The organism is Sorangium sp. So ce124, assembly GCF_051525235.1.
GTDB lineage: Bacteria > Myxococcota_A > Polyangia > Polyangiales > Polyangiaceae > Sorangium > Sorangium atrum.
This window is the reverse complement of record NZ_CP150312.1, coordinates 7,779,543-7,802,308: the sequence shown is the minus strand read 5'-3', so window position 1 is coordinate 7,802,308 and position 22,766 is coordinate 7,779,543. Positions and strand designations below refer to the sequence as shown.

The 22,766-nt window shown below is 69.2% G+C and carries 12 protein-coding genes and 1 pseudogene; 10 read left to right on the top strand and 3 right to left on the bottom strand.

Features of this window, described 5'->3' with window-relative positions; translation table 11 throughout:
- Positions 1–83 precede the first annotated feature (83 nt).
- The 9 genes and pseudogenes from WMF19_RS29170 (at position 84) to WMF19_RS29130 (ending at position 16,992) form a co-directional block, all read left to right on the top strand.
- A complete protein-coding gene (locus WMF19_RS29170; RefSeq protein ID WP_437893340.1) occupies positions 84–788 on the top strand; it encodes a hypothetical protein in 705 nt (234 codons plus the stop codon).
- Between the two features lie 784 nt (positions 789–1,572).
- The gene (locus WMF19_RS29165) at positions 1,573–1,782 is read left to right on the top strand and encodes a hypothetical protein (RefSeq protein WP_437893339.1); all 210 of its coding nucleotides are present in this window, start codon (positions 1,573–1,575) and stop codon (positions 1,780–1,782) included.
- A gap of 214 nt (positions 1,783–1,996) precedes the next feature.
- Complete coding sequence (locus WMF19_RS29160) at positions 1,997–2,731, top strand: ferredoxin--NADP reductase (RefSeq protein WP_437893338.1); 735 nt, start codon at positions 1,997–1,999, stop codon at positions 2,729–2,731.
- A 299-nt stretch (positions 2,732–3,030) separates the two neighbouring features.
- Positions 3,031–5,730 carry a valine--tRNA ligase gene (valS, locus tag WMF19_RS29155; protein WP_437893337.1) on the top strand — a complete coding sequence of 900 codons (2,700 nt, stop codon included), beginning with the start codon at positions 3,031–3,033 and terminating at the stop codon, positions 5,728–5,730.
- 359 nt (positions 5,731–6,089) lie between these two features.
- A pseudogene (locus tag WMF19_RS29150) lies at positions 6,090–8,405 on the top strand (protein kinase domain-containing protein); the annotation flags it as partial.
- 490 nt (positions 8,406–8,895) lie between these two features.
- Positions 8,896–12,279: an AAA domain-containing protein gene (locus WMF19_RS29145; RefSeq protein ID WP_437893336.1), complete on the top strand. Its 3,384-nt coding sequence runs from the start codon at positions 8,896–8,898 to the stop codon at positions 12,277–12,279.
- The gene (locus WMF19_RS29140) at positions 12,266–13,720 is read left to right on the top strand and encodes a hypothetical protein (protein ID WP_437893335.1); all 1,455 of its coding nucleotides are present in this window, start codon (positions 12,266–12,268) and stop codon (positions 13,718–13,720) included. Before WMF19_RS29145 ends, WMF19_RS29140 begins: the two co-directional genes overlap by 14 nt.
- A 1,352-nt stretch (positions 13,721–15,072) precedes the next feature.
- Entirely contained in the window at positions 15,073–15,789 is a 717-nt protein-coding gene (locus WMF19_RS29135) for a hypothetical protein (protein ID WP_437893334.1), read from the top strand.
- A gap of 105 nt (positions 15,790–15,894) precedes the next feature.
- Entirely contained in the window at positions 15,895–16,992 is a 1,098-nt protein-coding gene (locus tag WMF19_RS29130) for a hypothetical protein (protein WP_437893333.1), read from the top strand.
- 43 nt (positions 16,993–17,035) lie between these two features.
- Here WMF19_RS29130 and WMF19_RS29125 read toward each other — a convergent pair whose 3' ends face one another.
- Genes WMF19_RS29125 through WMF19_RS29115 form a run of 3 tightly spaced genes read right to left on the bottom strand, consistent with a single transcriptional unit; the run spans position 17,036 to position 21,245 of the window.
- Positions 17,036–18,565 carry a hypothetical protein gene (locus WMF19_RS29125; RefSeq protein ID WP_437893332.1) on the bottom strand — a complete coding sequence of 510 codons (1,530 nt, stop codon included), beginning with the start codon at positions 18,563–18,565 and terminating at the stop codon, positions 17,036–17,038.
- Positions 18,566–18,602: 37 nt separating this feature from the next.
- On the bottom strand, positions 18,603–20,213 hold the full coding sequence (locus WMF19_RS29120) for a hypothetical protein (protein ID WP_437893331.1): 1,611 nt from the start codon (positions 20,211–20,213) through the stop codon (positions 18,603–18,605).
- 39 nt (positions 20,214–20,252) lie between these two features.
- Positions 20,253–21,245 (bottom strand): PEGA domain-containing protein, encoded by a 993-nt coding sequence (locus WMF19_RS29115; RefSeq protein ID WP_437893330.1) that lies wholly within the window; start codon positions 21,243–21,245, stop codon positions 20,253–20,255.
- A gap of 345 nt (positions 21,246–21,590) precedes the next feature.
- Here WMF19_RS29115 and WMF19_RS29110 point away from each other — a divergent pair, with 345 nt between their 5' ends.
- Entirely contained in the window at positions 21,591–22,661 is a 1,071-nt protein-coding gene (locus WMF19_RS29110) for a sigma-70 family RNA polymerase sigma factor (RefSeq protein ID WP_437893329.1), read from the top strand.
- The last annotated feature ends 105 nt before the right edge of the window (positions 22,662–22,766 follow it).

The window sequence follows — 22,766 nt, the reverse complement described above, 5'->3', positions numbered from 1 at the left end:
GCTGCGCCACCGTTGAGGTATGCCGCTCGCCGATGGGACGAGTCCATTCCCGTTTCGCGCATCCCTCCGCGCCCCCGGCGCGCGTGTCTTCCACTGCCGCGTCGGCGGTGCGCCGCCGCCTCGTCGCGTGGGCGCTCGCCCTTGCCGGCGCGGTGCTCGCGTCGAGCGCGGCCGCGCAGGCGCCGGCGGAGGGCGCGGACCGCACGCCGCCCCCGCAGCTCGCGCCCTCCGCGCCCCCTGCCGCGCCGGCCGTGGAGGGGCTCCCGCCGCAGGCGATGTGGGAGGCGACGGTCGCTGCGTACGAGGCGAGGATCAAGGCGCTCAAGTACGAGGCGGACGCCGTCCACGATTTTGTTGAAGACGAGGACATGCGAGACGCCCACGGGCGCCAGATCGAGCTGGAGATCGAGGCGACGAAGAGAGAGCTCCGCGACTTCGTGGAGCGGACGACCGAGCGGAACAGCACGGTCATGATGGTCTCGGGCATCGTCCTCGCGAGCCTCGGAGCAGCCGCCCTCGTCACCGGCGCGGTGCTGATCACCGCGAACCACGACGAGGCCGCCACGGAGCACCGTGACACGTACACGGTGGCCCTGGCGACGGCGGCCGGGGGCGTGGCTGCGGTTGGCGTCGGCCTGCCGCTCTACGTGATCGGCAAGAAGCGGGTGCTGCGGAAAGGGCTCGATGCGCGCGGGCCGGCCGCCGCGCGCCTCCTCGTCGGTCCGGGCGCCGTCGGCGCGTCGCCTGGAGCGGTCCCCCTCGGCGTGGGGCTGCGCATCGCGTTCTGATCTGCGGCTCGGCGCCCAGGCGCGCCCGCGCGCTCCTGTGGCTCGTGAGGCGGAGAAGAAGCGGAAGCGGAAGTAAAAGAGGACACGAACGCTCCGCGAGCACAGCGCGAGAGCACCACGCGCACAGCTCTTCTCCACAGACGCAGAAAGTGCTGGGCGATCTCTGGCCCTGGTGCTAGCGTTGCTGTCGACGCGTCGCCCGCGTCAATCATGGACACTTTCATCTGATACCATCGCTCCGTCACGCGGCCCCGAAGGGGGAGCGCCTGTTGCCCATGTAGGCACGGCGCCCTTCTGCTGCCGCGCGTGAGCAGCCACGACGGCCGCCCGCAGCCTTCCCGCGCGGGTGTGGGTCGTGTGCTCGTGGGGACGGAGCGTGGCCGAAATGCGAACGAGTCCGATGCGCTGGAGGTCGCTGACCTCGCGGTCGCAGGCCCTCGCTCGCTGGCCGCTCGCGCGAAGCACCGAGCCGGATGGTTCGGGGCGCGGCGGGCCGACTCGCCATCTCCTCTGACGGCGAGGCGCTGAGGCGCCTTGCGAGGGGGCGTGTGGTGATGCGGACCGCCCTGCCCGGGCGATGCGTGGAGGTGCGTCCATCGCGCGAGAGCGCCAGTCGAGCGGCCTTTGGGCGGCGTCCATGGCCAGCGTCCGTCGCGGCATCGGTGTGCCTGCAATCCGGGGTCGTACGATGAATGGAGGGTGTATGAGAGTCAGTTCTTCGAAGGGTTCGTTCAGCCTTGGTGCTCTTTCTGCCGTGGTGATGAGTGATCGAATGGAGGATTCCATGACGGAGCGACCCGCGCATCTCCCCGAGCACACACTGGAGCTCGGCTCGGCCAAGACGCCCGACCGGCGCCCGCCGCAGACGGGGCCTGTCCCCGCGCCGAAGCCCGCACACAGGGAGCCCCGCCCGCCGAGCAAGCTCCCCCACCAGGACCGCTCCCGGCCGGCGCTGAACATCCCGCAGCGCCGGCGCATGGGCGTGCAGCGGTAGATCCGCTGCCGCTCCGGCGCCGGAGCGCCGCCAACGGGCGGTGGCCCGGCCGTGCGCGCCGGCGGCGTGGAGCCGGAAGGCCTAGACTTCCGCGACTCCACGCCGTCCGGCGGCGCCATGACGGCTCCGATCGTGATTGGGCCAGGGCGAGGGCTGCGGTAAGACCTCGCCACCCGCGCGGCCCGGCAGCCTGTGGCCCCGCAGAGGCCCCATCATGATCCAAGCCGAACCGTTCGAAGCCCGCCTCGTCGCCGTCCGGCCTCTCAGCCCCTTCGTGCGAGAGCTCTCGTTCGAGCGCACTGACGGCAGGGCGTTCCTGTTCGAGGCCGGGCAATGGGTCAACCTCGTCCTCCCGCTCCCGGGCGGTGAGGCGAAGCGCGCCTACTCGATCGCCTCTGCGCCCGACGGCTCGCCTCGCTTCGATCTGGCGGTCACCCGGGTGGAGGGCGGGGCCGGCTCGGAGTACCTGCACCGGCTGGAGCCCGGCGCGACGCTCCGCGCCGTCGGCCCGCACGGGCTCTTCACGCGCGATCCCGAGAGCCCAGCGCCCTCGCTGTTCGTCGCCACCGGCACCGGCGTCACGCCGCTCCGGAGCATGCTGCACGCGTCGCTGCGCGCAGGGGCGGCCGCGCACCTGTGGGTCCTGTTCGGCGCGCGCTTCGAGGACGACGTCATCTACCGCGACGAGATCGAGGCGCTCGCGCGCGGCTCGGACCGGATCCGCTACGAGATCACGCTCTCGCGCGGCGGCCCGTCCTGGCCGGGCCGCCGCGGCTACGTGCAAGCGCACGTGCCCGAGCTCTACCGGGAGCTGGCCGGGGTGAGCGGGGATCCGGCCCCGCACGTCTTCATCTGCGGCCTCGATCGGATGGTCTCGCTCGTCCGCGAGCTCGCCCGCGGCGAGCTCGGCGTCCCCCGCAAGCACGTCCACGTCGAGCGCTACGACTGAGCCGCCGCCTCGGCTGGCGCGTCGACGTCGAGCGCTACGACTGAGCCGCCGCTTCGGCGGGCGCGTCCACGCCGAGCGCTACGACGGAGCCGCCGCCTCGGCGGGCGCGTCGAGCGCATCGAGGTCGAGCGCCGCGATGGAGCCGCCGGGCTCTCCAGGATGGAGCCGCCGATCTCGGGCGGACTCGAGCGTGGATCGCCCTCCGGTGACGCGGCGCGCCTTGAGCGTTACCCTGGGTACGACGTAGGATGCGCGCCCCCGCGGGCGGTACCTGCGGGGTCAGTTCTGCAGGTGATCACGTGACGACCAAGAAGACGTTCCGCACCATCGATCCAGCGACGCTCCCGAAGCATTTCGACTCGCCCGTCGCCGAGCAGCGCCTGGCCGACGCGTGGGAGGCCGACGGGACGTACCGTTATGACCCCTCGCGCCCCCGCGAGGAGACCTTCGTGGTCGACACGCCTCCGCCGACCGCCTCGGGCTCGCTGCACATCGGCCACGTCTTCAGCTACACGCACACGGACGTCATCGTCCGGCAGCGCCGGATGCTCGGGTTCAACATCTTCTATCCCATGGGCTGGGACGACAACGGCCTGCCCACCGAGCGGCGCGTGCAGAACTATTTCCACGTCCGCACGGACGTGCGCACGCCGTACGAGCGCGGCCTCTCGCTGCCGCAGGCGGCGCCGGAGGCGCTCAAGAAGGAGCCGCCGCGCATCGTGTCGCGGCCGAACTTCATCGAGCTCTGCCACAAGGTCACGCGCGAGGACGAGCAGGTCTTCAAGGCGCTCTTCCGCCGGGTGGGCCTCTCGGTCGACTGGCAGTACGAGTATGCCACCATCGATGATCACTGCCGCAGGACGGCGCAGCTGTCGTTCCTGGATCTGCACGAGAAGGGCCACCTCTACTCGGTCTTCGCGCCCACGATGTGGGACGTCGATTTCCAGACCGCGGTCGCGCAGGCGGAGGTCGAGGATCGCCCGCAGTCCGGCGCGTTCCACGACATCGCGTTCGCGGTGGAGGGCACGGGCGAGCAGCTCGTCATCGCGACGACGCGCCCGGAGCTGCTCGCGGCCTGCGTCGGCGTGACGGCGCACCCCGAGGATCCGCGGTATCAGCACCTCTTCGGCAAGACGGCGCTCACGCCGATCTTCCGCGCGCCGGTGCCGATCTTCCCGAGCACGCTCGTGGATCGCGAGAAGGGCACGGGCATCCTGATGGTCTGCACCTTCGGGGACGCGACGGACGTGATCTGGTGGCGGGAGCAGAAGCTTCCTCTCCGCCAGATGCTCGGCAAGAACGGCCGTGTCCTCCCGGTGACGTTCGGGGAGGGCGACTGGCAGAGCCGCGATCCGGCCGCCGCGAACGCGGCGTATGCCCCGCTCCAGGGCAAGGGGGTGAAGCAGGCGCGCGCGGCCGTTGTCGAGCTGCTCCGCCGCGACGAGCACGCGGCGGTGGTGGGTACGGGCCCGGCGCTGCGGGGCGAACCGAAGCCGATCGAGCGGGCGGTGAAGTTCTTCGAGAAGGGCGATCAGCCGCTCGAGTTCGTGCCCACGCGGCAGTGGTTCGTGCGGCTCGCGGACAAGAAGGAAAAGCTCCTCGAGTTCGGCGACAAGATCGAGTGGCACCCGGATTTCATGCGCCTCAGGTACCGCAACTGGACCGAGGGGCTCCAGGGCGACTGGTGCATCAGCCGCCAGCGGTATTTCGGCGTGCAGTTCCCGGTCTGGTATCCGCTCGACGCCGAGGGCAACCCGGATCACGGTAGGCCGCTGCTCGCGACGCGCGAGATGCTCCCAGTCGATCCGACGGTCGACGTGCCGCCCGGGTACGACGCGTCCCAGCGGGACAAGCCGGGCGGCTTCACGGCGGAGTCCGACGTGTTCGACACGTGGTTCACGAGCTCGCTCACGCCGCAGATCAGCTCGCACTGGGGCCTCGACGAGGGGCGCCACGCGCGGCTGTTCCCGGCCGATCTGCGCCCGCAGGCGCACGACATCATCCGGACGTGGGCGTTCTACACGATCGCGAAGGCGATGCTGCACGAGGCGTCGGTGCCGTGGCGTCATATCGCGATCTCGGGGTGGATCCTGGACCCCGATCGCAAGAAGATGTCAAAGAGCAAGGGCAATGTCGTGACGCCGATGCACCTGCTCGACAACTACTCGTCGGATGCGGTCCGCTACTGGTCGGCGAGCGCGCGGCTCGGCACGGACACGGCGTTCGACGAGAAGGTGCTGAAGATCGGCAAGCGGCTCGTGACGAAGGTCTGGAATGCGGGCAAGTACGTGCTCAGCCAGTCTGCGGAGGTCCATCCGGTCTCCGAGGAGCTCGACCGGGCGTTCTTGCACAAGCTGTCGGCGGTGGTGGCGGACGCGACGCGCTCGTTCGAGGCGCAGGAGTTCGCGGCGGCGCTCGAGCGGACGGAGGATTTCTTCTGGCGCTGGTTCACCGACGCGTACCTGGAGCTGGCGAAGGCGCGTGCGCGCGGCGAGGGCGGCGCTGGCGACGCGGCGCGGGGCTCGGCGGTGGCTGCGCTGCGGCTCGGGCTCTCGGTGCTGCTGCGGCTGTTCGCGCCGGTGCTTCCGTACATCACCGACGAGGTCTGGGCCTGGGTGTACGCGGAGGAGACGGGGCAGCGGTCGATCCACCGGGCGAAGTGGCCGGCGGCGGGGGATTTCGCGGAGGTCGCGGCGCCTGCGGACGCGGGGCTCCTGGAGCTGGCGGCTGCGGCGATGGCGGCGGTCAACAAGCGGAAGAGCGAGCTGGGCGCGAGCGTGGGGCGCGTGGTGACGCATCTGGCGCTGGGGGCGAACGCGGCGACGCTGGCGCGGCTGAAGCCGGCGCTGGGAGACGTGCTCGCGGCGGTGCGGGCAGGGGCGCACGAGCTCGTGGAGCGGGCGGAGCTGGCGGACGGTGAGGTCCAGGTGGTGCGCTGCGAGCTGGAGGTGGCGGCTGCGGCGGCGGCCGGGGCAGGGGAGGCGGCGGCTACGGAGTAGTACGGTATCGAGATAGGCCCGGCCCTCGCGGAGGGAGCCCGCCGCGGGGCGCGCGCACGGGCTGAACTCGCCTGAGACGTCCTGTGCCCGTCGCGCTGCGCGCGCCGGACACAGGACGTCAAATGGGCTCAGACAACAGCCCGTGCGCGCGCCCCGCGGCGGGCTCCCTCCGCGAGGGCCTACGGCTTTGATGAAGGACGGGAGAGCGTTGCGGCTTGTCGGGGCATGCGGAGCCGGGGCATCGAGGGGAACCCAACGCTCTCAGATGATGGAAGTCACCTTGGTTTTGTGGTGACGTGTGCTGGTCGCGCGCGATACGCAGGCATCCGGGGGATCGCGCGAACTACATAGGAACGGTGATGCGCGCTTCGGACGTGGTCGAGGATCGGTTCGAGATCGAGCGGCTCGCCGGATCGGGTGGGGGGGGCGACGTCTACCGTGCGCGGGACCGGCTGTCGGGGGAGGTGGTCGCGCTGAAGGTGCTGCATAGCACGAACGTACGCGATCTGACCCGGCTCTCGCGGGAGGCTGGGGCGCTCGTCACGCTCCGGCTGCCAGGGGTCGTGCAGTACGTGGCGCACGGAATGACCGCCGCCGGGCGGCCCTACCTTGCCATGGAGTGGCTCGACGGCATCACCCTGGAAGAGAGGCTCGCTCAAGGACCGCTCTCGATTGCCGAGAGCGTGACCCTGGCAGCACGGGTGGCGACGACGCTCGGCGCGGTCCACCAGCTCGGCATCGTTCACCGCGATCTAAAGCCGAGCAACCTGATGCTGGTGGGCGGCGCGGGCGAGCGCGCCACGCTCCTCGACTTCGGCATTGCTCGGGATGTCCGGATCGCACGGAGCCTGACAGCGCCCGGCGCGATCCTCGGCACACCCGGGTACATGGCACCCGAGCAGGCGCGCGGTGAGTCGCCGGTCGACGCCCGCGCCGATGTGTTCGCGCTCGGCTGCATGCTGTTCGAGTGCCTCGCGGGGCGCCCGCCGTTCCTCGGCGACAACGCGCTCTCGCTCCTCGTGAAGGTCGTGCTGGAAGATCCGCCACGGCTCGGGGAGCTCCGCGACGGTCTCCCGGAGCCTCTCGAGCGCCTCGTGGCCCGGATGTTGTCGAAATCGGCGGAGCGCCGGCCGCGCGATGGCGCCGCTGTTGCCGAGGAGCTCGCAACCCTGGCGCGCGCAGCGCTCCCCAGCGGAGAGGGCGAGACGGCGGAGCCGCCCGCGCCGAGCGTGGAGATCACGACGGCGGAGCGCCGGGTTATCTGCGTCATTCTGGCCGCTGATAGCAGCGCGGAGGCGGACGCCACGCTCTCGGAGGCCGAGTGCGCCTCTCGCACAGAGGTGCTGCGTCAGATTGCCGCGCGTCACGGCGGACGCCTCGAGCTGCTTCAGTCGCGGTGGCTGCTCATCGCGCTGTCCGGCGCCGAGGCCCCGACCGATCTCGCCGCGCGTGCGGCCCATTGCGCGTTCGCGCTGCGGGTCGAGCTCGGCGGTGTGCCCATGTCCATCGCCACGGGGATGGCCGAGGTCGCCGGGCGGCTGCCGGTGGGGGCGCTGATCGACCGCGTCGTACAGACCTTCCCGCAGCGCGCTCGGTTGCCAGAGTCGGGCATCCGGCTCGACGGCGCGATGGCAGGCCTGCTCGCCAGGTCCTTCGATATCACGCAGGCGGACGAAGGCGCCTGGCTCCGCGGCTCGAAGGAGGAGCCGGACACCGTCCCTCGACTCCTCGGCAAGCCGACGCCGTGCGTGGGGCGCGAGCGCGAGCTTTTGCAGCTCGCGGCCGAGTGGCGCCATTGCGTGGACGAGCCTGCTGCGAGCGCCGTGGTCGTCGTCGGCGCCCCCGGGCTAGGTAAGTCGCGCCTCGCCTGGGAGTTCCTCCGCGAGCGGAGCGAGGCCGCCGAGGTCTGGATCGGCAGGGCCGATCCGATGGCGGCGGGCTCTGCGTTCGGCCTCCTCGCCCAGGCGCTCCGCCGCGCCATGGGCATCCTCGAGGGCGAGCCGCTGGAGGTGCGGCGGCGCAAGGTGCTCGCCCGGGTGGAGCGGCTCGGCGAGCTCGGGGCCAAGGCCTCACACGTCGCGGCGTTCCTCGGCGAGCTGGTGGGGGCGCCCTTCTCCGACGAGGGCGATGTGCAGCTCCAGGCGGCGCGCCAGAGCCCCGTGCTGATGGGGGATCGCCTCCGCGAGGCGTTCGAGGACTTCATTCAGGCCGAGTGCCAAGAGCAGCCGGTGCTCCTCGTGCTGGAGGATCTGCACTGGGGCGACCTGCCCACTGTGACGATCGTCGACGCCGCGCTCCAGCGCGCCGGCAATCTGCCGTTCTTCGTGCTGGCGCTCGCCCGTCCGGAGGTCCACGAGCTCTTCCCGACGCTCTGGAGCGAGCGTCACGGGCTCCGGATCCGCCTTGCGCCGCTGTCCCGGCGTGAGAGCGAGCGGCTCGTGCGGGAGGTGCTCGGCGATGGCGCAGGGCCAGAGCAGGTGGATGCGCTCGTCGCGCGCGCCGAGGGCAATGCATTCGTGCTGGAGGAGCAGATTCGCGCGGTGGCCGAGGGCAAGGGTGAGGGCATGCCCGAGACGGCGCTCGCGCTGGTGCAGGCGCGGCTCGGGGCGCTAGGCGTCGAGGAGCGCCGCGTGTTGCGCGCGGCGAGCGTCTTTGGCGAGACGTTCTGCAAGGGGGAAACAATTTCCACACGCAGAAACAATACTAAACAGTTTCGAATGGTTGGCGGCTGTGCCCGGCAGGGGCGGCGGCTAGCCGGCAGAGGTCGGGGAGGCCGCGCGCGGGCCATCGGGGCGCGTCTGTGCGGTCCTAGTGGTCGCGGGTCGTCAAGGGCCCGGCTTCGGATCGCTGCGCATGGGGCCCGCGCTCGGGGCTGTGATCGTTCACCATCCAGCAACTCGACGAGGAGGAATTCGGCGCGGCCGCCATCGATCACATGGCGCCGGAGTCGATCGGCGCGGTCCTTCGCCGCGGCGCGGGCGTCGGTCGGGGTGCCGCCCCACGCCTAGCCGGCGTCGAGGTCCTTGGGTACGGACTCGGGGCCGCCGTCGTCCACCTTGCACGACGGGCCGCCTTGGAAAAGCGGAGCCGTCTCGGTACGCTGCTCCAATGACGATGGTCGGGGGTCGCTTCGCTCTGGCAGCGGGGGAGCCACGCGTAGGGGGCATGGCGGAGATCCGCAAAGGCGCCGACGTGCAGGACGGGCTTAAGACCGTCGCGGTGAAGTTCGTGAAGAGCAGCCGCGTCCGCGACGACAGGATCGTGCGGGAGGCCTTCGCCCGCGAGCTCGCTGCCCTCCAAGCGCTGGAGCACCCCAACATCGTCAAGATCATCGACTTCGACCCGCACTACGACCCGCCGTACATGGTCCTCGAGTGGCTCGAAAACGACTTCTCAGGCTGGCTCGCCACCACGCCACCGCGCGACTGGGGCGAGTTCTATGAGCGCATCGGTCGACCCCTGCTTGATGCGCTCCTCTACGCGCTGACCAAAGGCATCGTCCATCGGGACTTCAAGCCGGGGAACATCCTGTTCGACGACCAGGGTACGCCGAAGATCACGGACTTCGGGATCGCGAAGCTCCTGGCGTCGCCTCCGGCTCCAGGCGCGCCAACGCTCGCGCAGTACAAGTCGGAGCCGTACGCGCCGTTCGATGAGGGGAACGCCCACGGCGCGCGCGACGCCTACTCGTTCGCCGTCCTGGCGCTGCGGTGCCTCAGCGGCACCGACTTCACGGCGCATGAGCACGTCGGCAAGGCGCTCGAGGCGTTCGCGGGACCGGCTGAGGTCCGAGACGTCCTGCGCCGCGCCCTCGCCGCCAACCCGGCCGATCGGTTCCGGGACGTCGTCGAGCTGCAGACGGCGCTCGACGCCGTCCGCACTCGAGCGCGCGCGGCAGAAGGCAGCGCGCGCGCCTGCTACGTCTCGGCGCTACCGCAGGCGGTCGCAAAGCTCTGCGAGCGGCTAGATCAGAGCGACGAGCGCCGCGTCAAGGCGCTGCTCGCGCGGGACGTCTGCGAGTCCCTGGTGCTGTTCTTCTGGCGCGAGCGAGAGACTGGGCGGAAAGTCCCGCACCAGTTCCTCGGTCGCACGGCTCAGTTCAAGCTCCACCTTGGTGTCGATAGCCGGTTGGGCGATCACCTCGTCGTCCTGAGCGCTTGGCCGGACGAATCCGTCGAAGGCGAGGCGCACAGCGAGTACGGGTTCCGCCCGCCCTTCCCGTTCGCGTTCGACCGCGTACCAGCGGGCGTCGACGGCGTCGCCATGGTCCGCTGGCTGGTGGACGCGCTCGAGCAGCACGAGATCGACGACGCCGACGCGCGCCGCGACCGCAAGGGCGAGAAACTGCTGAAGGAGTGGTCCAACACGCTCAGGTTTCGTCAGACCGTCGAGGACGGGCGCTACGCGCCCGTCCCCTACAGCTCCTACCGAGTCGAGGGAAATCGTATCTACTTCGCCGTGACCTCGCTGCCGGACGCCGTCGTCATCGAGCAGCCACGAATGGTTCGCCGAGACCAACGGACGCTCGCGTCCGGCGTCGTCGACGAGTTTACCCCATCAATGGTCGCCCTCTGGGTCGAGCGGGGCGTGTCCGAGTCGCTCCCCGATCAGGGGCAAATAGTCTTCGACAACCGGGCGAGCCGCATCGCGCTCGACCGGCAAAAGGGCGCCCTCGACGCGGTTCGCTACGGGCGCTCGGTGCGCCCCGCGCTCCGCGACGTCATCCTCGACCCGTCGCAAGCCCGGCCTCCGAATGTCGGAGGGGACCTAGAGTGGGCTCAGAGCGACTTCGACGACGACAAGAAGACGGCCGTCAAGATGGCCCTGGCGGCGTTCGACGTCCTCGTCGTCCAGGGCCCGCCCGGGACCGGGAAGACGCGCTTCATCACCGAGCTTGTGGTGCAGCTCTTGCGGCAGTCGCCCGAGTGCAAAGTGCTGCTAACCTCGCAAACTCATGTCGCGCTCGACAACGCCCTCGAGCGCCTGCACGTACTCGAGCCGAGCGCGCGGATCCTGCGCGTCGCGCAGCGCGACGATGATCGCGTCTCCCCCAAGGTCCGCGAGCTGACCATCGACCACGTGGCGACGCGATGGCGCGAGGACGTCGCGAAGGCGTCCGAGGCGTTCCTCTCCGCAATCGCCAAGGAGCTCGGCGTCAACCGGCAGGACATTGCGATGGGGATGTCCGCGGGACGCCTACGGGTCGAGTCCGCGGAGCTCGATCGCGTCGAAGCACGGCTCGCCGAGTGCGAGCGGCGCGTCGACGAACTCGAGCGGGGCGTGAAGGTCGCCCAAGCCGGTCACGTGGCCGACGGCTACCACGAGACGACGGAGGCGCTCGAGGAGGTCCGCGACGAGGTACGCAACCTGATCGAGCAGCGGAAGACCGTCGGCGCGCGCCGGCGGGAAGCGGCCCGACGGCTCGCGGCCATCGGGGAGCTAGGCAGCCAGCTCGCGGAGGCGGCGACGGCGGATCTCGCGGAGTGGGAGCAGGGGCTCCTCGCGGGGAGCGACGCGGACCGCAAGGTGCACGCCCTGATCCGCCTCGCTGAAGAGTGGCAGCTGCGGTTCTCGTCTTCTCGCGAGTTCTACGCGGCGATGGTGGCGACTTCGTCGGTGGTCGCGGGCACCTGCCTCGGCTTCGCGCGCGTCCCTGGCATCCTTTCCGCCGAGTTCGACGTGTGCATCGTCGACGAGGCGTCGAAGGCCACCGCCACCGAGTTGCTCGTGCCGCTGTCGCGCGCCAAGCGGTGGATCCTCGTCGGAGACACGCAGCAGCTGCCCCCGTTCGTCGAGGACCTCCTAGAGGATCCGAAGCTGCTCGACGAGTACGGGTTGGACCGCGAGTCGTTCCAGACGACGCTGCTGGACCGGTTCGTGGCGTCCCTCCCGCCCGCCTGCGTCGCGTCGCTCACGACGCAGCACCGGATGGTCCGCCCGATCGGCAACCTGATCAGCACCTGTTTCTATGAGGGGAAGCTCAAGAGCGTGCGCGAGGATGACGGACGCGCGCTCGCGGCCGCGCTCCCAAGCCCGGTCACGTGGTTCACCACCGCGAAGCTGCCGGGCCACCACGAGACGGCGTCGAACGGCTCGATCAAGAACCTGGCCGAGGCCCGCTTCATCGGCCAGTGGCTCCGGCGCCTGAACTTCATCGCGAAAGCGGCGAGCAGGCAGCTGCGCGTCGCCGTCATCACAGGCTACGCCGGCCAGTGCGTCGAGCTGGAACGGGCGCTTGCGCTCCTTCAGAAGGACGTCACTGCCCTCTCACTCGAGTGTAACACCGTCGACGCGTTCCAGGGCCGTGAGGCAGACATCTGCGTCTACTCGGTGACGCGGTCGAACGACCGCGGGCAGATCGGCTTCCTCCGCGATGCGCGGCGAATGAACGTTGCGCTCTCCCGGGGGCGCCAGGGCCTCGTGATCGTCGGCGATCACGTGTTCTGCCGGTCGGCGCGGAGCCCGAACCCCCTCCGTGTCGTGCTCGAGTACATCGACGCCCATCCGGCGGATTGCTCGATCGAGGAGGCTCAGCATGAGGGCCGATGAAATCGCCAAGCGGCTCGACGTCCGGGCCGGATACGAGCTCGTGACCTATCGCGAGGTCGGCCTCCCAATCTTCAGCGTCCACGCCATGGCGCTCGTCCAAGAGCGGCAGGAGCGAAGCTGTATCGAGGAGTTCGTGCTGCGCGCGATGGTCGCGGGCCTGGAGACGGTGGCGCAAATCGAGGGCATCCTCGGCTTGCCCCGTCGAATCGTTGCGACGACACTGGCCGATCTTGTGCGCCAGGAGGCGATTCGGACGAGCGCCGGCGGCGAGCGCCTCTCCGTCACCGACCGCGGGCGCGAGCTCCTGAGCGAGCGAGAACTCGTTTCGCCCGCGGAGCAGACCGTGTGGTTCCCGTACGACGGCCTGCTGCGGCGACCGAAGTGGTTCGGGGACACGCAGCTCCTTCGCCCAAGTGACCTCAGGGAGCAAGGCATCACAGCCATTCGCGCCATCCCTGCGCGCCCACCAGAGGCCGGCGAGCTAGGGGCAGCCGAGGTCTCGGAGGTCGTGCGCTTGGCGGCGAGCGCGGCCCGCTCGGAGCGACAGGTCCTGCGCATCCAGACCGTCGAGAAGCGCTACCGCATGTACCTGCCCGCGCTCGCGCTCTTCTACCGCGCCGTCGAGGGAGACGAGATTCAGGTCGGATTCGCGATCGAGGGCCGCCTCTCGCAGGAGCACGAGCTCGCGTTCGCGCGCGGTGGTGGCCCGGAGCGGCAGGCCATGTTCGACGGGCTTCGAGACAAGTCCAGCATGCCTCGGCTCGACGGTCCCCTCGCGGGGCGCGCGGCCGAGCTGCTCGAGGCCGCGAGCGCGCTGCGCAGGGACGTGGCGCAGATCACGTCGACACGGTCGGCCATCGACAAGGCCGCCGTCGCCCATGCGTTGGCGGGGACGGACGAGGCCAGAGCGGAGGCAGCGAAAAAGGAGGAGGGTGCGCGGAGCACGCTCTCGGCGGTGGAGGCAGGCCTCAACAAGGCCCTCGTTCGGCCGCTCCCGGTCTATGAACACCCAGGAATCCTCGAGGCCGCGGTCAAGGACGCCAAGCAGCGGCTAGTCATCCTCTCGCCCTGGATCCGTCATGCTGTCGTGACCGAAGCGTTCCTTCGGGGGCTTCACAAGGCGTGCGGACGCGGGGTTCGCGTCTCGATCGGCTTTGGGCTCGGGGACGTGGACGAAGGCGAGAAGCCGCGGGACGCCGAAGCGCGCCGGGCGTTGGAGCAGGCCGCCAAGGACCTCCCGAACCTAGTCGTGCGGCGGCTAGGGAACACCCACGCGAAGGTCCTCATCCAAGACAGCGACCTGATGGTGATCACCAGCTTCAACTGGCTCTCGTACCGGGGCGATGCGTCGAGGCCATTCCGTGAGGAGTGGGGCACGCTCGTGCGCGACGCGCGTGTCATCGAGGAGTTCCACTCTGAGGTCATCAAGCGCTTCGCGTAGCGCGGGCCGAAGCGTCGGTGGCCTGCGGCCACCCTTGTGCTCTCCTGCGCGGGTTGCACGGAGGCGGCTACGTCGGGATGCTCGCATCCCGACCTCGCAGCGAGGTCCGAGTCTCGCAAGAATTGCAGACCTCCAGGGGCCGCCATGGCAAGACTCGTTCGGCGGCCAGGTGGATCAACATCGCGCCGCGAACTGGAACACTTGGAAGGCGCCGCTGAAGAACAGCGGCGACGCCCTCGAGCACCGGAGCGGCCTGCGGGATCGTCCGGGCTGCGGGGCCCGCGGAGCCTTGGCGGGTCATCCGTAGCCGGTCTCATGGCTGCCTGCCGATGGGGCCACGACGTGTGACGCTCGCGCCGACACGGACGCGCGAACGACGTCCTGCAGTTCCAGGCGCGTGAGCGCTAGCGCGTCGTCGCCGCCGACCCCGCAGGCCACCGTCAGGCGCCGCGCTCGCGGGCGGCGTGGCAGCGCGAGCGATGTCGTGCCGCGCCACGCACGTAGCCGTCACAGCGCGCGGTCACCGCTGCCTGCGCGCGGCGCCGCGCTGGGGCGGGCTTGCAGCCGACACGCGCATCCCGGGGCGCGTGGCCGGTAGCGCGCTCTCGCGGCGGCATGGGCAGGCAGCTGGCGCCCGTAGGCCGACACGCGCTGGAGCCGCGCAGGTCGCTGCGCGCTGGCGCACGCTCTGGACGGTACGACCCCTGGCCGGTGTAGTGTTCTCGTCTAGATTCCGTTTGACGCCGATCCTGTGATCAGAAGAATGGCCCGCGTCGCCACGCTGCTCGCGTGTTTCGGACGACCGTGAGGGAGACGATGAGGACGACAGACCGGCAGATCTCATCGTCGGCAGTGTTCGCTCTCCTGCTCAGTGTCGTTCCGACGCAGGCAGACGCATCCGAGCTGAGTGCCGGAGTTAGCTTCGGGGGGATCCAGGCTGGCACCGTGACGCACCTGGCGGTGACTCCGCACGCGGGAATATCGTGGCGCATCAACGGCAACATTCTATTAAATGTTCACGATCTTCTGAGCGTCGTGCCTCCAATCCAGATAGGTGGGGTCGGTGTCTACAATAGCACCGTCGCCGCTCTCGGATATGGCTGGAAGAATGGCGATTTTAGCGCTGGCCCATCCGTTGCGCTCTACTTCATGCCGGCTTGCGGAAGTACATTGTGTGGGCACGTTGCCGGGATGGCGGTAGGCGCGCATGCGCAAACCAACGCGTACGTTGCAGGGCCGCTCGGCGTGTCGGTGAGCGCCAATGTGGATTGGGTCGGCGGGAGCAGCCTCGTGCTCCCAGGTTACGTGTCCGTGCTTGTCGTCGTCGGTCCCGTGCTTCGATGGAGTATAAAGTGAACGCAAAAAGAATTCTGTTTCCGATTCTGGCTGTCGCCATCTGCATGCTGGCGGCCTGCAACTGGACGGTAGGAGACTGCTATCCCCGCGAGGAGTGGGTGAAGGGCGAAGGTGCAGGTGGACCAGTCGGGCCGCCCGTTCCTGTCTTCACCTCCGTCTCGTCGGGGGACTTCGGGGCGGAGCCGCCGAGCGGATCGGAGTACGGCAGCGAGCGCAAGATCCAGTGCAACAAAACGGACGACGAAGACGAGGAGGAAAGCCCGAGCGACAGCTCGGAGAGGCCGACAGCTAGCCCGACGAGCCCGCCAGATCCCTGCCAGCAGAGCGGCACTCCGCAGATGGGTTGCAACATCTCGGCGTTCGAGCCGTCGATGTTTCAATTTGTTACGACCTTAGCCTACGACGGGACCGTAGCAGGTGGTTGGCAGGAGGCGACGGCGGGGTTAGTGTTCAGACGAGGCGTCCGAGGCGTCGACGCGTGCACGGTTCACATCGGGATGCCATTGCGAACCCAGACTTGGGGGGCGATCTCGGCGGAGAGGGCGGCGATCATCAGTGCCGATCTGGTGAATCGGATAGCTGCAAAGTTTTACGAAGAAGGGCTTACCGATCTTCCACCTGGTGTATTCTGCGAGAGATTCAAGACCGAGATACGTCAACGGTTTGAGAAAGAGAAAGAGTACGAGGGCCTCGGTGCCAGGCTTATGGGTTGATTCTCCCCGCTTCCCTAGACACCCCCGAAGGCAAAGGGAGGCAGGGATGGGACGGAGAAAGAGGAAGGCGTTTACGCCCGATCTCAAGGCGGAGGCGGTACGGCTATGAAGCACAGTGTTAGAGAGCTGCTGGACGTCGTCTACAGATATTACCCACGTGGGATTGATGTCATCGAGCAGGCCGACATTCAGCGCTACAAGGAAACCGAAGAGTACGGCCGCCTGGTGGTCGCGCGGCGGCGCGCGGCAGCGGACGAACGTTGGCCTGCCTTGCTGCGTCGGATCGAAGAACGATTCCCCTCTAGCATTGTTACGAATAATTCGTTTCACCTGCCTACGGGGGCCCTGGACGCTTCCTACTCCTTTTCGGTTTCTCTGCCAGATACAACCGGCGGCCGAACGCTGTGGTTTCACATTGGCTTCCTGGTTCCTTACTATATCGTCTATGGTTGGCGCCTGATCCAGTTCGTGAGGCAGCCAGAGAGATTTAGAGTTGTCTTTGGTGGTGTGAATTTCTTCATTCCGCGAAGCCCGAATGATTCGGCGCTTGTAGCAAATTCGGATGATGAAACACTAAAGAGTGTCACGTTTGGTGAGTCGTATATCGACTTCGAGCTATCGGACGATGAGCTGCCATACGCAGAGTGGATCGCCCGCGACATCGAAGCGACCTTCGGTTGTGAACGCATGCCGCCGGAGGTCGGTGCCGTGCTCGTGCCGGATGTGGCGGTGAACCCACGGGCTCTCGGAAAAGCTAGACTGTGCGATTGCCTGTTTACGGCCGGTCATGAATGGGTGCCCCCTTCGCCGTCTGAAGTGCGGACGCCAGGGGTAGAGGTCGATGCGAGCAGCCTGACAGGACGATTCGTCGCAGTCCTCAAGGTGCTGGCAGCGCTCTACAACATCTTGTGGAGCCTGATGCCAGAGGCGCGGGGCGTTTTCTTCGGAGGCGTGACAACAGATGGGGTACTGCGCAAAGAAGAAATATTGAGAGTGCTTGCAGAAATTCGGGTGCTCATGGATCCGCCGAAGACTCCCCGCGGCATCGCTTCCAAGCGCGAACTCGAAGTTGCCATCCGCGAAGTCGAAGCGCTGGTCGCTGGGTGGGATGGTGAAGGCGAGCCGCCAGCCTCCATGGTCGCTTGGGCCTCCAGCTTCCTGGCAAGTTGGCTCGTGGACTCGGACCCCAAAGCCTCCTCGTAGCCCTCGCCGAGATCCGCGCCGTCCTCCTGTGACGTGACCGCGGCTATTCGGGAAACCTAAGCGTCTTGTGGGCCTCGCCGCTCTCCCCAACCGTCATGCTGCCATCGTGGTTCCAGCTGGTGCCGCCCTTGCCCGGCTGTCCGGTCTCGATGGTGACGCCCTCGAGCGTGAGCTGGTCCTCGTCGAGGTAGGCGACGCCGATCGAGTCGCCGCCGCGCCCCGGGCCGCCGTATCCGCCGGGCCCTCCTTGGCCGCCTCGGCCGCCGAAGCAGGCGGCGAGTTCATCCCCGAGCGTTCCGCCCGGTGCGCCTCGGCCGCCTATGCCGCCGCGCTGGGGTTCCCCGCCGTCGCCGCCATTGCCGCCAAAGTCCGCCGTGATCTTGGTGTCGCGCACGGTCACCCGGGCGTGAAGCACGAGGATGCCGATGGACGGCGGTGCGTTCGCTCCCCCGCGGCCTCCTCTGCCTCCGCAGCCGCCGGCCCCTCCCGAGCCGCCTGCTGGGCCTCCCTTGGAGGCCACACCGCACACGGCGAGCCCGCCCCAGCGACCGCCGCCGCCGCCGCCGCCCTGGCCCGGCGTGCCCCAGGTCCCCTCGGCCCCCGTGTCGCCCTCCCATCCTGCCTCGGTGAGGCGCCCGATGCCCTTGCCGGGCGCGCCTTGCGTCCCCGGAGCCCCCGGGCCCCCCTCGGATCCGCTGCTGCAACTGACGTTGTCCCGCTCCCCGATACCACCGCGTGCGGGCGGCAAAAGGTCGGCGGGCTCCCCGTCTCCTCCGTCCTCGGCGCTGTCGGGCAGCCCATCGCCTCCCTTGCCACCGATGCTCGTGAGCCCGCTCTCGCACCGGTTCACGACCGCAGGGCCGCCGGCGACGACGACCGCCGAGCAAGCGTCCCCACCGAACATGCCATCCGGTCCAGTGGGTTGCGAGGTCTGCCACTTCTCGCCAGCCTCCCCTCTTAGTCCACCGCGGGCGGAGATCTCGCTCTGCAGGATCTCCATCGCCGTGCTCGACTGAACGAGCACTCCGACCTGGCCCGCCGACCGGACGTAGAGATCGGCGAGCGTCGACACCCCGTCCGCGGCCCCCGTGTCCTCGGGGCCCGCGGGCTCGACGATCACCATGGGGCCGAAGACACTAGCGTGAGAAAACTGGGTCCGCGGGAGCAGGGGGTCGCGCTCCCATTTCCGGCAGTGGAAACCCCCCAGGAGGTCCACGCCGGAGGGCACCCTGATCTGATCCACCACGAATCCCTCGTTGCAGAGGAACACGCGCCCCCGTCCAGCGCGCGCGAGTTCGATCGCGCGCGCGACGGTGTACACCGGCTTCGCCTTCGTGCCGGGGTTCCTGTCGTCGCCGCCACCGACGTTTCCGGCGAGGAAGACGCCGCAGCCGTCGTCGAGGATTCCGGCGGCGACGTGCTCGACGCAGACCGACTCGGGAGGCGGCTCGTTCTCGCACGAGGTGCCTTCACACGGCGTCACGCCAGGGGCGTTCACGCCGGGAGCAGTTCCGCAGCCAGTGGCCCACGGCGACAACAGAAGGACGAAGGTACCAGCGGTGCTCTTCCTCATGGGCGTCTCCTGACGTGCGCCGCCCGCACAGGGCAGTTCATTGAGGCGGCTCCGGGTCTGGCGCATCGAACCGGTACCAGAACTGCGCAGTCCCATCGTTCCCCTTGCCGAGCGGGCGTTCCGGGGTTGAATTGCCGCCAAGCCCCCCGGTGCCGGCTTGTCCGGGCAAGACCGTCGCCTTGTACCCAAGGGTCACGGTGGCGCTCACGGAGCCGATGCCGAGCGAGTGGCCACCGAGGCCGCCGCCGGCATCGCCCCCGCGGCCGCCGTTGCCGCCACCGCCTCCGGCGCAGCCTCGCGACCAGTCGGGCCCAAGACTGTGCCCACCGTGGCCGCCATCGGGGCCTAATCCGCCCCACTGGCCCGTTCCGCCGACCCCACCATTGCCGCCCTTGGCCCCGAGGACCTTGCTGTCCTCGACCGTGAGGTCACTTCCCTGCAAGGCCACAATCCCGATGCTCGCACCGCCGTAGTCGCCACCTTTGCCCCCCTTGCCGCCGCAGCCGCCGCTGCCCCCCGATCCGCCGGCCGCACCGCCCTGGGGCCGACCCGCCGGACACGCGTTCATGGGGTCGCGCCCTTTGCCACCGCCACCCCCGCCGCCGCCCTGACCGACGCCGCCCGGCTTCCCGTCCTTCCCGCGGGCGCCGACCCATCCCTCGACGCCCAGGAGGCCAGCGCTTGCCGCTCCGGCAGCGCGCTCCGCGTCGGAGCCGTCTGCTCCGCGGCCCCCAACCGTGCACGGCATGCTGGACGCGCCGGTGCCAGCCGAGCCGTGATTGTCCGGAATCTCGACCGGCTCCGGCAGTCCTGACGTCCCATCATCGCCCGTCGCGAGGCCTCCATCGCCCCCCTGGCCACCCGTCGACTCGATCCCCTCGCCGCACACGGTCACGACCGGAAGGGCGCCCGGCGCCATGTTCGCCGTACACGCATCCACGCCGTCGTTCCCCAAAGCGCCGGCGTTCGCACGGTAGCTCGGCGCGTCCTCGCCCGGCTCTCCATCCTTACCGTCGCCTGCGAGGATCTCGCTCTCCCGCACGATTGCCCTGGCTCCATAGCTCAGGAGCATCGCGATCGACGACTTGCGGTCGCTCGCGGAGGCGTCGGCCGCCACGGCGCGCACGCCGAAGATCACCGACATCGCGTCGTCCCCTGCGTTGACCGCATCGTCCCCGCCGAGGACCCGCACCGGGATCCCCACGGGCGGAGCGATGACGGTCGACGCATTCGGCCCGATGCCCGACCATTCATACGACCAATCGCCGCCGTCATTACAGAGGCGGCTGCCCCAGAGGTCGACCCCAGAAGGCAGCGAGATCTCCTCCTCGAACGTCCCGCCGCACGCAAGCACGCGCCGGGTCGGCGCCTCGCCGTGGTCTCGTCCGCTCGCGGCGAGCCCGATGGCATGCTGCAGGGACTTCACCGGCGCGCCCTTCGTGCCGGGGTTGCTGTCGTCACCCGACGACGCGCTGACGAACACCCCGCATTCGTCGAGCGCCGGCGCCGTCTTGGGGTCGCCGTCGCAGAGAGACGTCGGCGGCGTGAGGCAGAGGCGTCGGTCGTAGCAGCTATCGTCGTAAGCGCACCCGGAGAGGCCGCCCGCGCCGACCGTGGAGACGGTGCTTACAGCCAACAGCAGCCGCATTCGTCGCGGTTCGAGAAGACGCACGTCCTGGCCCCCTGATCACCACGCGCCGTACGCCACGAGGCCGGCCTGTGTCGGCGCGACCGTCGGCATCAGCGCGACCCGAGCTTTGGTCGGTTCAGCCTGCAGTAAAGAGAAGTCCATGAAGAATGAAGCCAGAGTCGCAGCGCCCACCACACCGCTCGTCACCACCATCGCCGTGCCGAGCCCGGCGAAGAGATCCCGCTCTCGTTGGAGACTCGTCAGCTCGCCGCACGCGGAGGGTTTCGGCGTTCCCCGACATACCCCTTGAGAGACGCCCACGGCGTCGAGCTTCGCGTTCCGCTCGTCCAGGTCTCCGTCGGCGGCACTCGCACGAACCATGAAGACCGCACCGAGCGAGCCTGTTGCCAAGGTCAACCCGATACCGGTGATGCGCAGGGCGCCTGGCCAGGATGTCCAAGCGCTGGACGGCCGGCCCCGCACGGCAGGCGACGAGCTCCTGGTCTTCGGCGTTTCCTTCGGTGAACCCGGCGCGCTCTCCGGAGCTTGGCTCACCGCCATACGCGCCAACGGCATTCTGACGTTGTACGCCGTTGCGGCCACAGCCCCGAACTCATGGAAACCATCCTGGCGGCCCGGTGCGCGGGCCCGCACCATGCGTTGGCCGGGCTCCAAGAACAGCTTGTACGTCCGCGCGACCCGGCCTACCCACTTGCCGTCGACGAGCACCTCGGCATCCGGCGGATCGACCGAGAGCACGAGTGTCGCGACGTGCGATGTTGCCTCGCGCTCTCCTTTCTCGAATCGTAGCTGAAGCGCGAGCGGCAGCGCCGTGCGCTGCTCGAGGCTAAAGGCCAGGTGCTCGGCGGCATCGCGGTACTTGCGCAGCGCGAGCTCGCAGAGACCAAGCTCGCCGGCGAGCTCCGCGCGCTCTCGCTCCGTGCTGGACGCTGGGTCTGCTGCCTCCAAGGCGGCCTTGTAGGCGGCGTATGCCTCAGTCCACTGCCCGGCGTTGCGTGCCCTGCGACCGCGGCGAACATGGTCCTTCACCGTGGCGCCGTCACGTGGTCCTGGCTCCGGATAGGTGTCCTCCGCGCTGGCCGAGCTCGCAGCGCCGGTTGCGGCGAGGAGCGCAGAGAGGAGCAGAACACATGCGGAACATCGCATGGTTGGACGGTACTCGCGCCAGCCGCGCGGCGTCAACGGGAGCGAATCGATGCAAAGTGGCCCTGGCAGTGGCAAATTGCGTTCGGGTGCGGCAATGCGATCGCCTCCTCGCGGCAGCGAGGGCGCGATCGCCTGAACGCATGTATCGGTGCCACCTGGTGCTACCGAAGTTGCCGCTCCTTGCACTTTCCTGCACCGTTTCGAGCGGCTCAGGGATGCTACCTAACCGTGGGCAAGCCAGCGACCCATCTCCTCAGCTTCAACCGCTTCCGGCGCCTGGCCAGGCTCCACGGCGTGCCGGCGCGCGACGCCGAGGACGTCGCGCAGAATGCGCTGCTGCGGGGATTGGAAGTGGCGAGGCGGGTCGAGCTGAGCGGCGATCCGGCGCGGTATTTCGTCACGATCGCCCTCAACGAGGCACGGAAGCACAGACGGAACCAGCGCCGCCGCGGAGAGGTGCTGACGTCGTTCGAGGAGCGCGATCCCCGAGACGAATGCCCCACGCCGGAGGAACTGCTGCGCTTGCGACAGCAGGAGGAGCTGGCCCGGGACTTGCTCGACCGGGTCGGCCCCAAGGACCGGGATCTCTTGGTCAAGCACGAGCTGGAGGGGACACCGCTCTCCACGATCGCCGCCGAGCTGAACGTCCCGTTGGATACGGTGAGGGCGCAGCACCGCCGGGCTTGGGATCGACTCGTTGCGGCTTTCAAGCGGTGGACGGCCCAGCAACCCGCGCACGGTAGGGACGAGAGCGCCTGCGTCCCGCTGGTGCTCGGGCTGGACCGCCGTGCGTCGTGGACGGCCTGGCTGCGCCGGCTGGGCGTGAGGATCGTCGTGCAGGGTGCGTTCGTCGTGTTGACCGGCGCGCTCCTCTCGGCGGTGCCGCCGCTGCCCAGCGCGGAATCGTGGCTGCACCCGGCCGCATTCAGCGCACCGGGGCGCGCGCCCGCACCAGACGACGTCACGGCGCAAGGCTCACGTGACAGCGCGCATTCTGCTGTCGCGCCCGGGAGCGCGTCGCCGGCGGCGACAGGCAGCGCGCGCGCTGAGGCTGTGGCGAGCAGCACGCCCGCGCCCTCCGTGCCGACAGCACCTCGTATCTCGTCCCCGGGGAGCCCCGTGTGGCCAGCGGTCACCGCACGCGAGATGCGCCTGATCAGCCAGGCCCGAAGGGCCATTGAGGACAACGACGGAGAGGGCGATCACGAGGCGCGCCTGCTGCTCGAAGCCCATGCGCGGGAGTTTCCGCGCGGTCGGCTCGCAGCGGAGCGCGAAGCGCTGTTCAGGCACATTCGCTGAATCGTCGGCCGTCGATTGACGGCGAGCTGACGGTGACGCTGATGGTGTCTTCAGACCAGACAGCACAGGGCCGAGATCTGTCTTGCGTAGGAATGCTTACGTCCA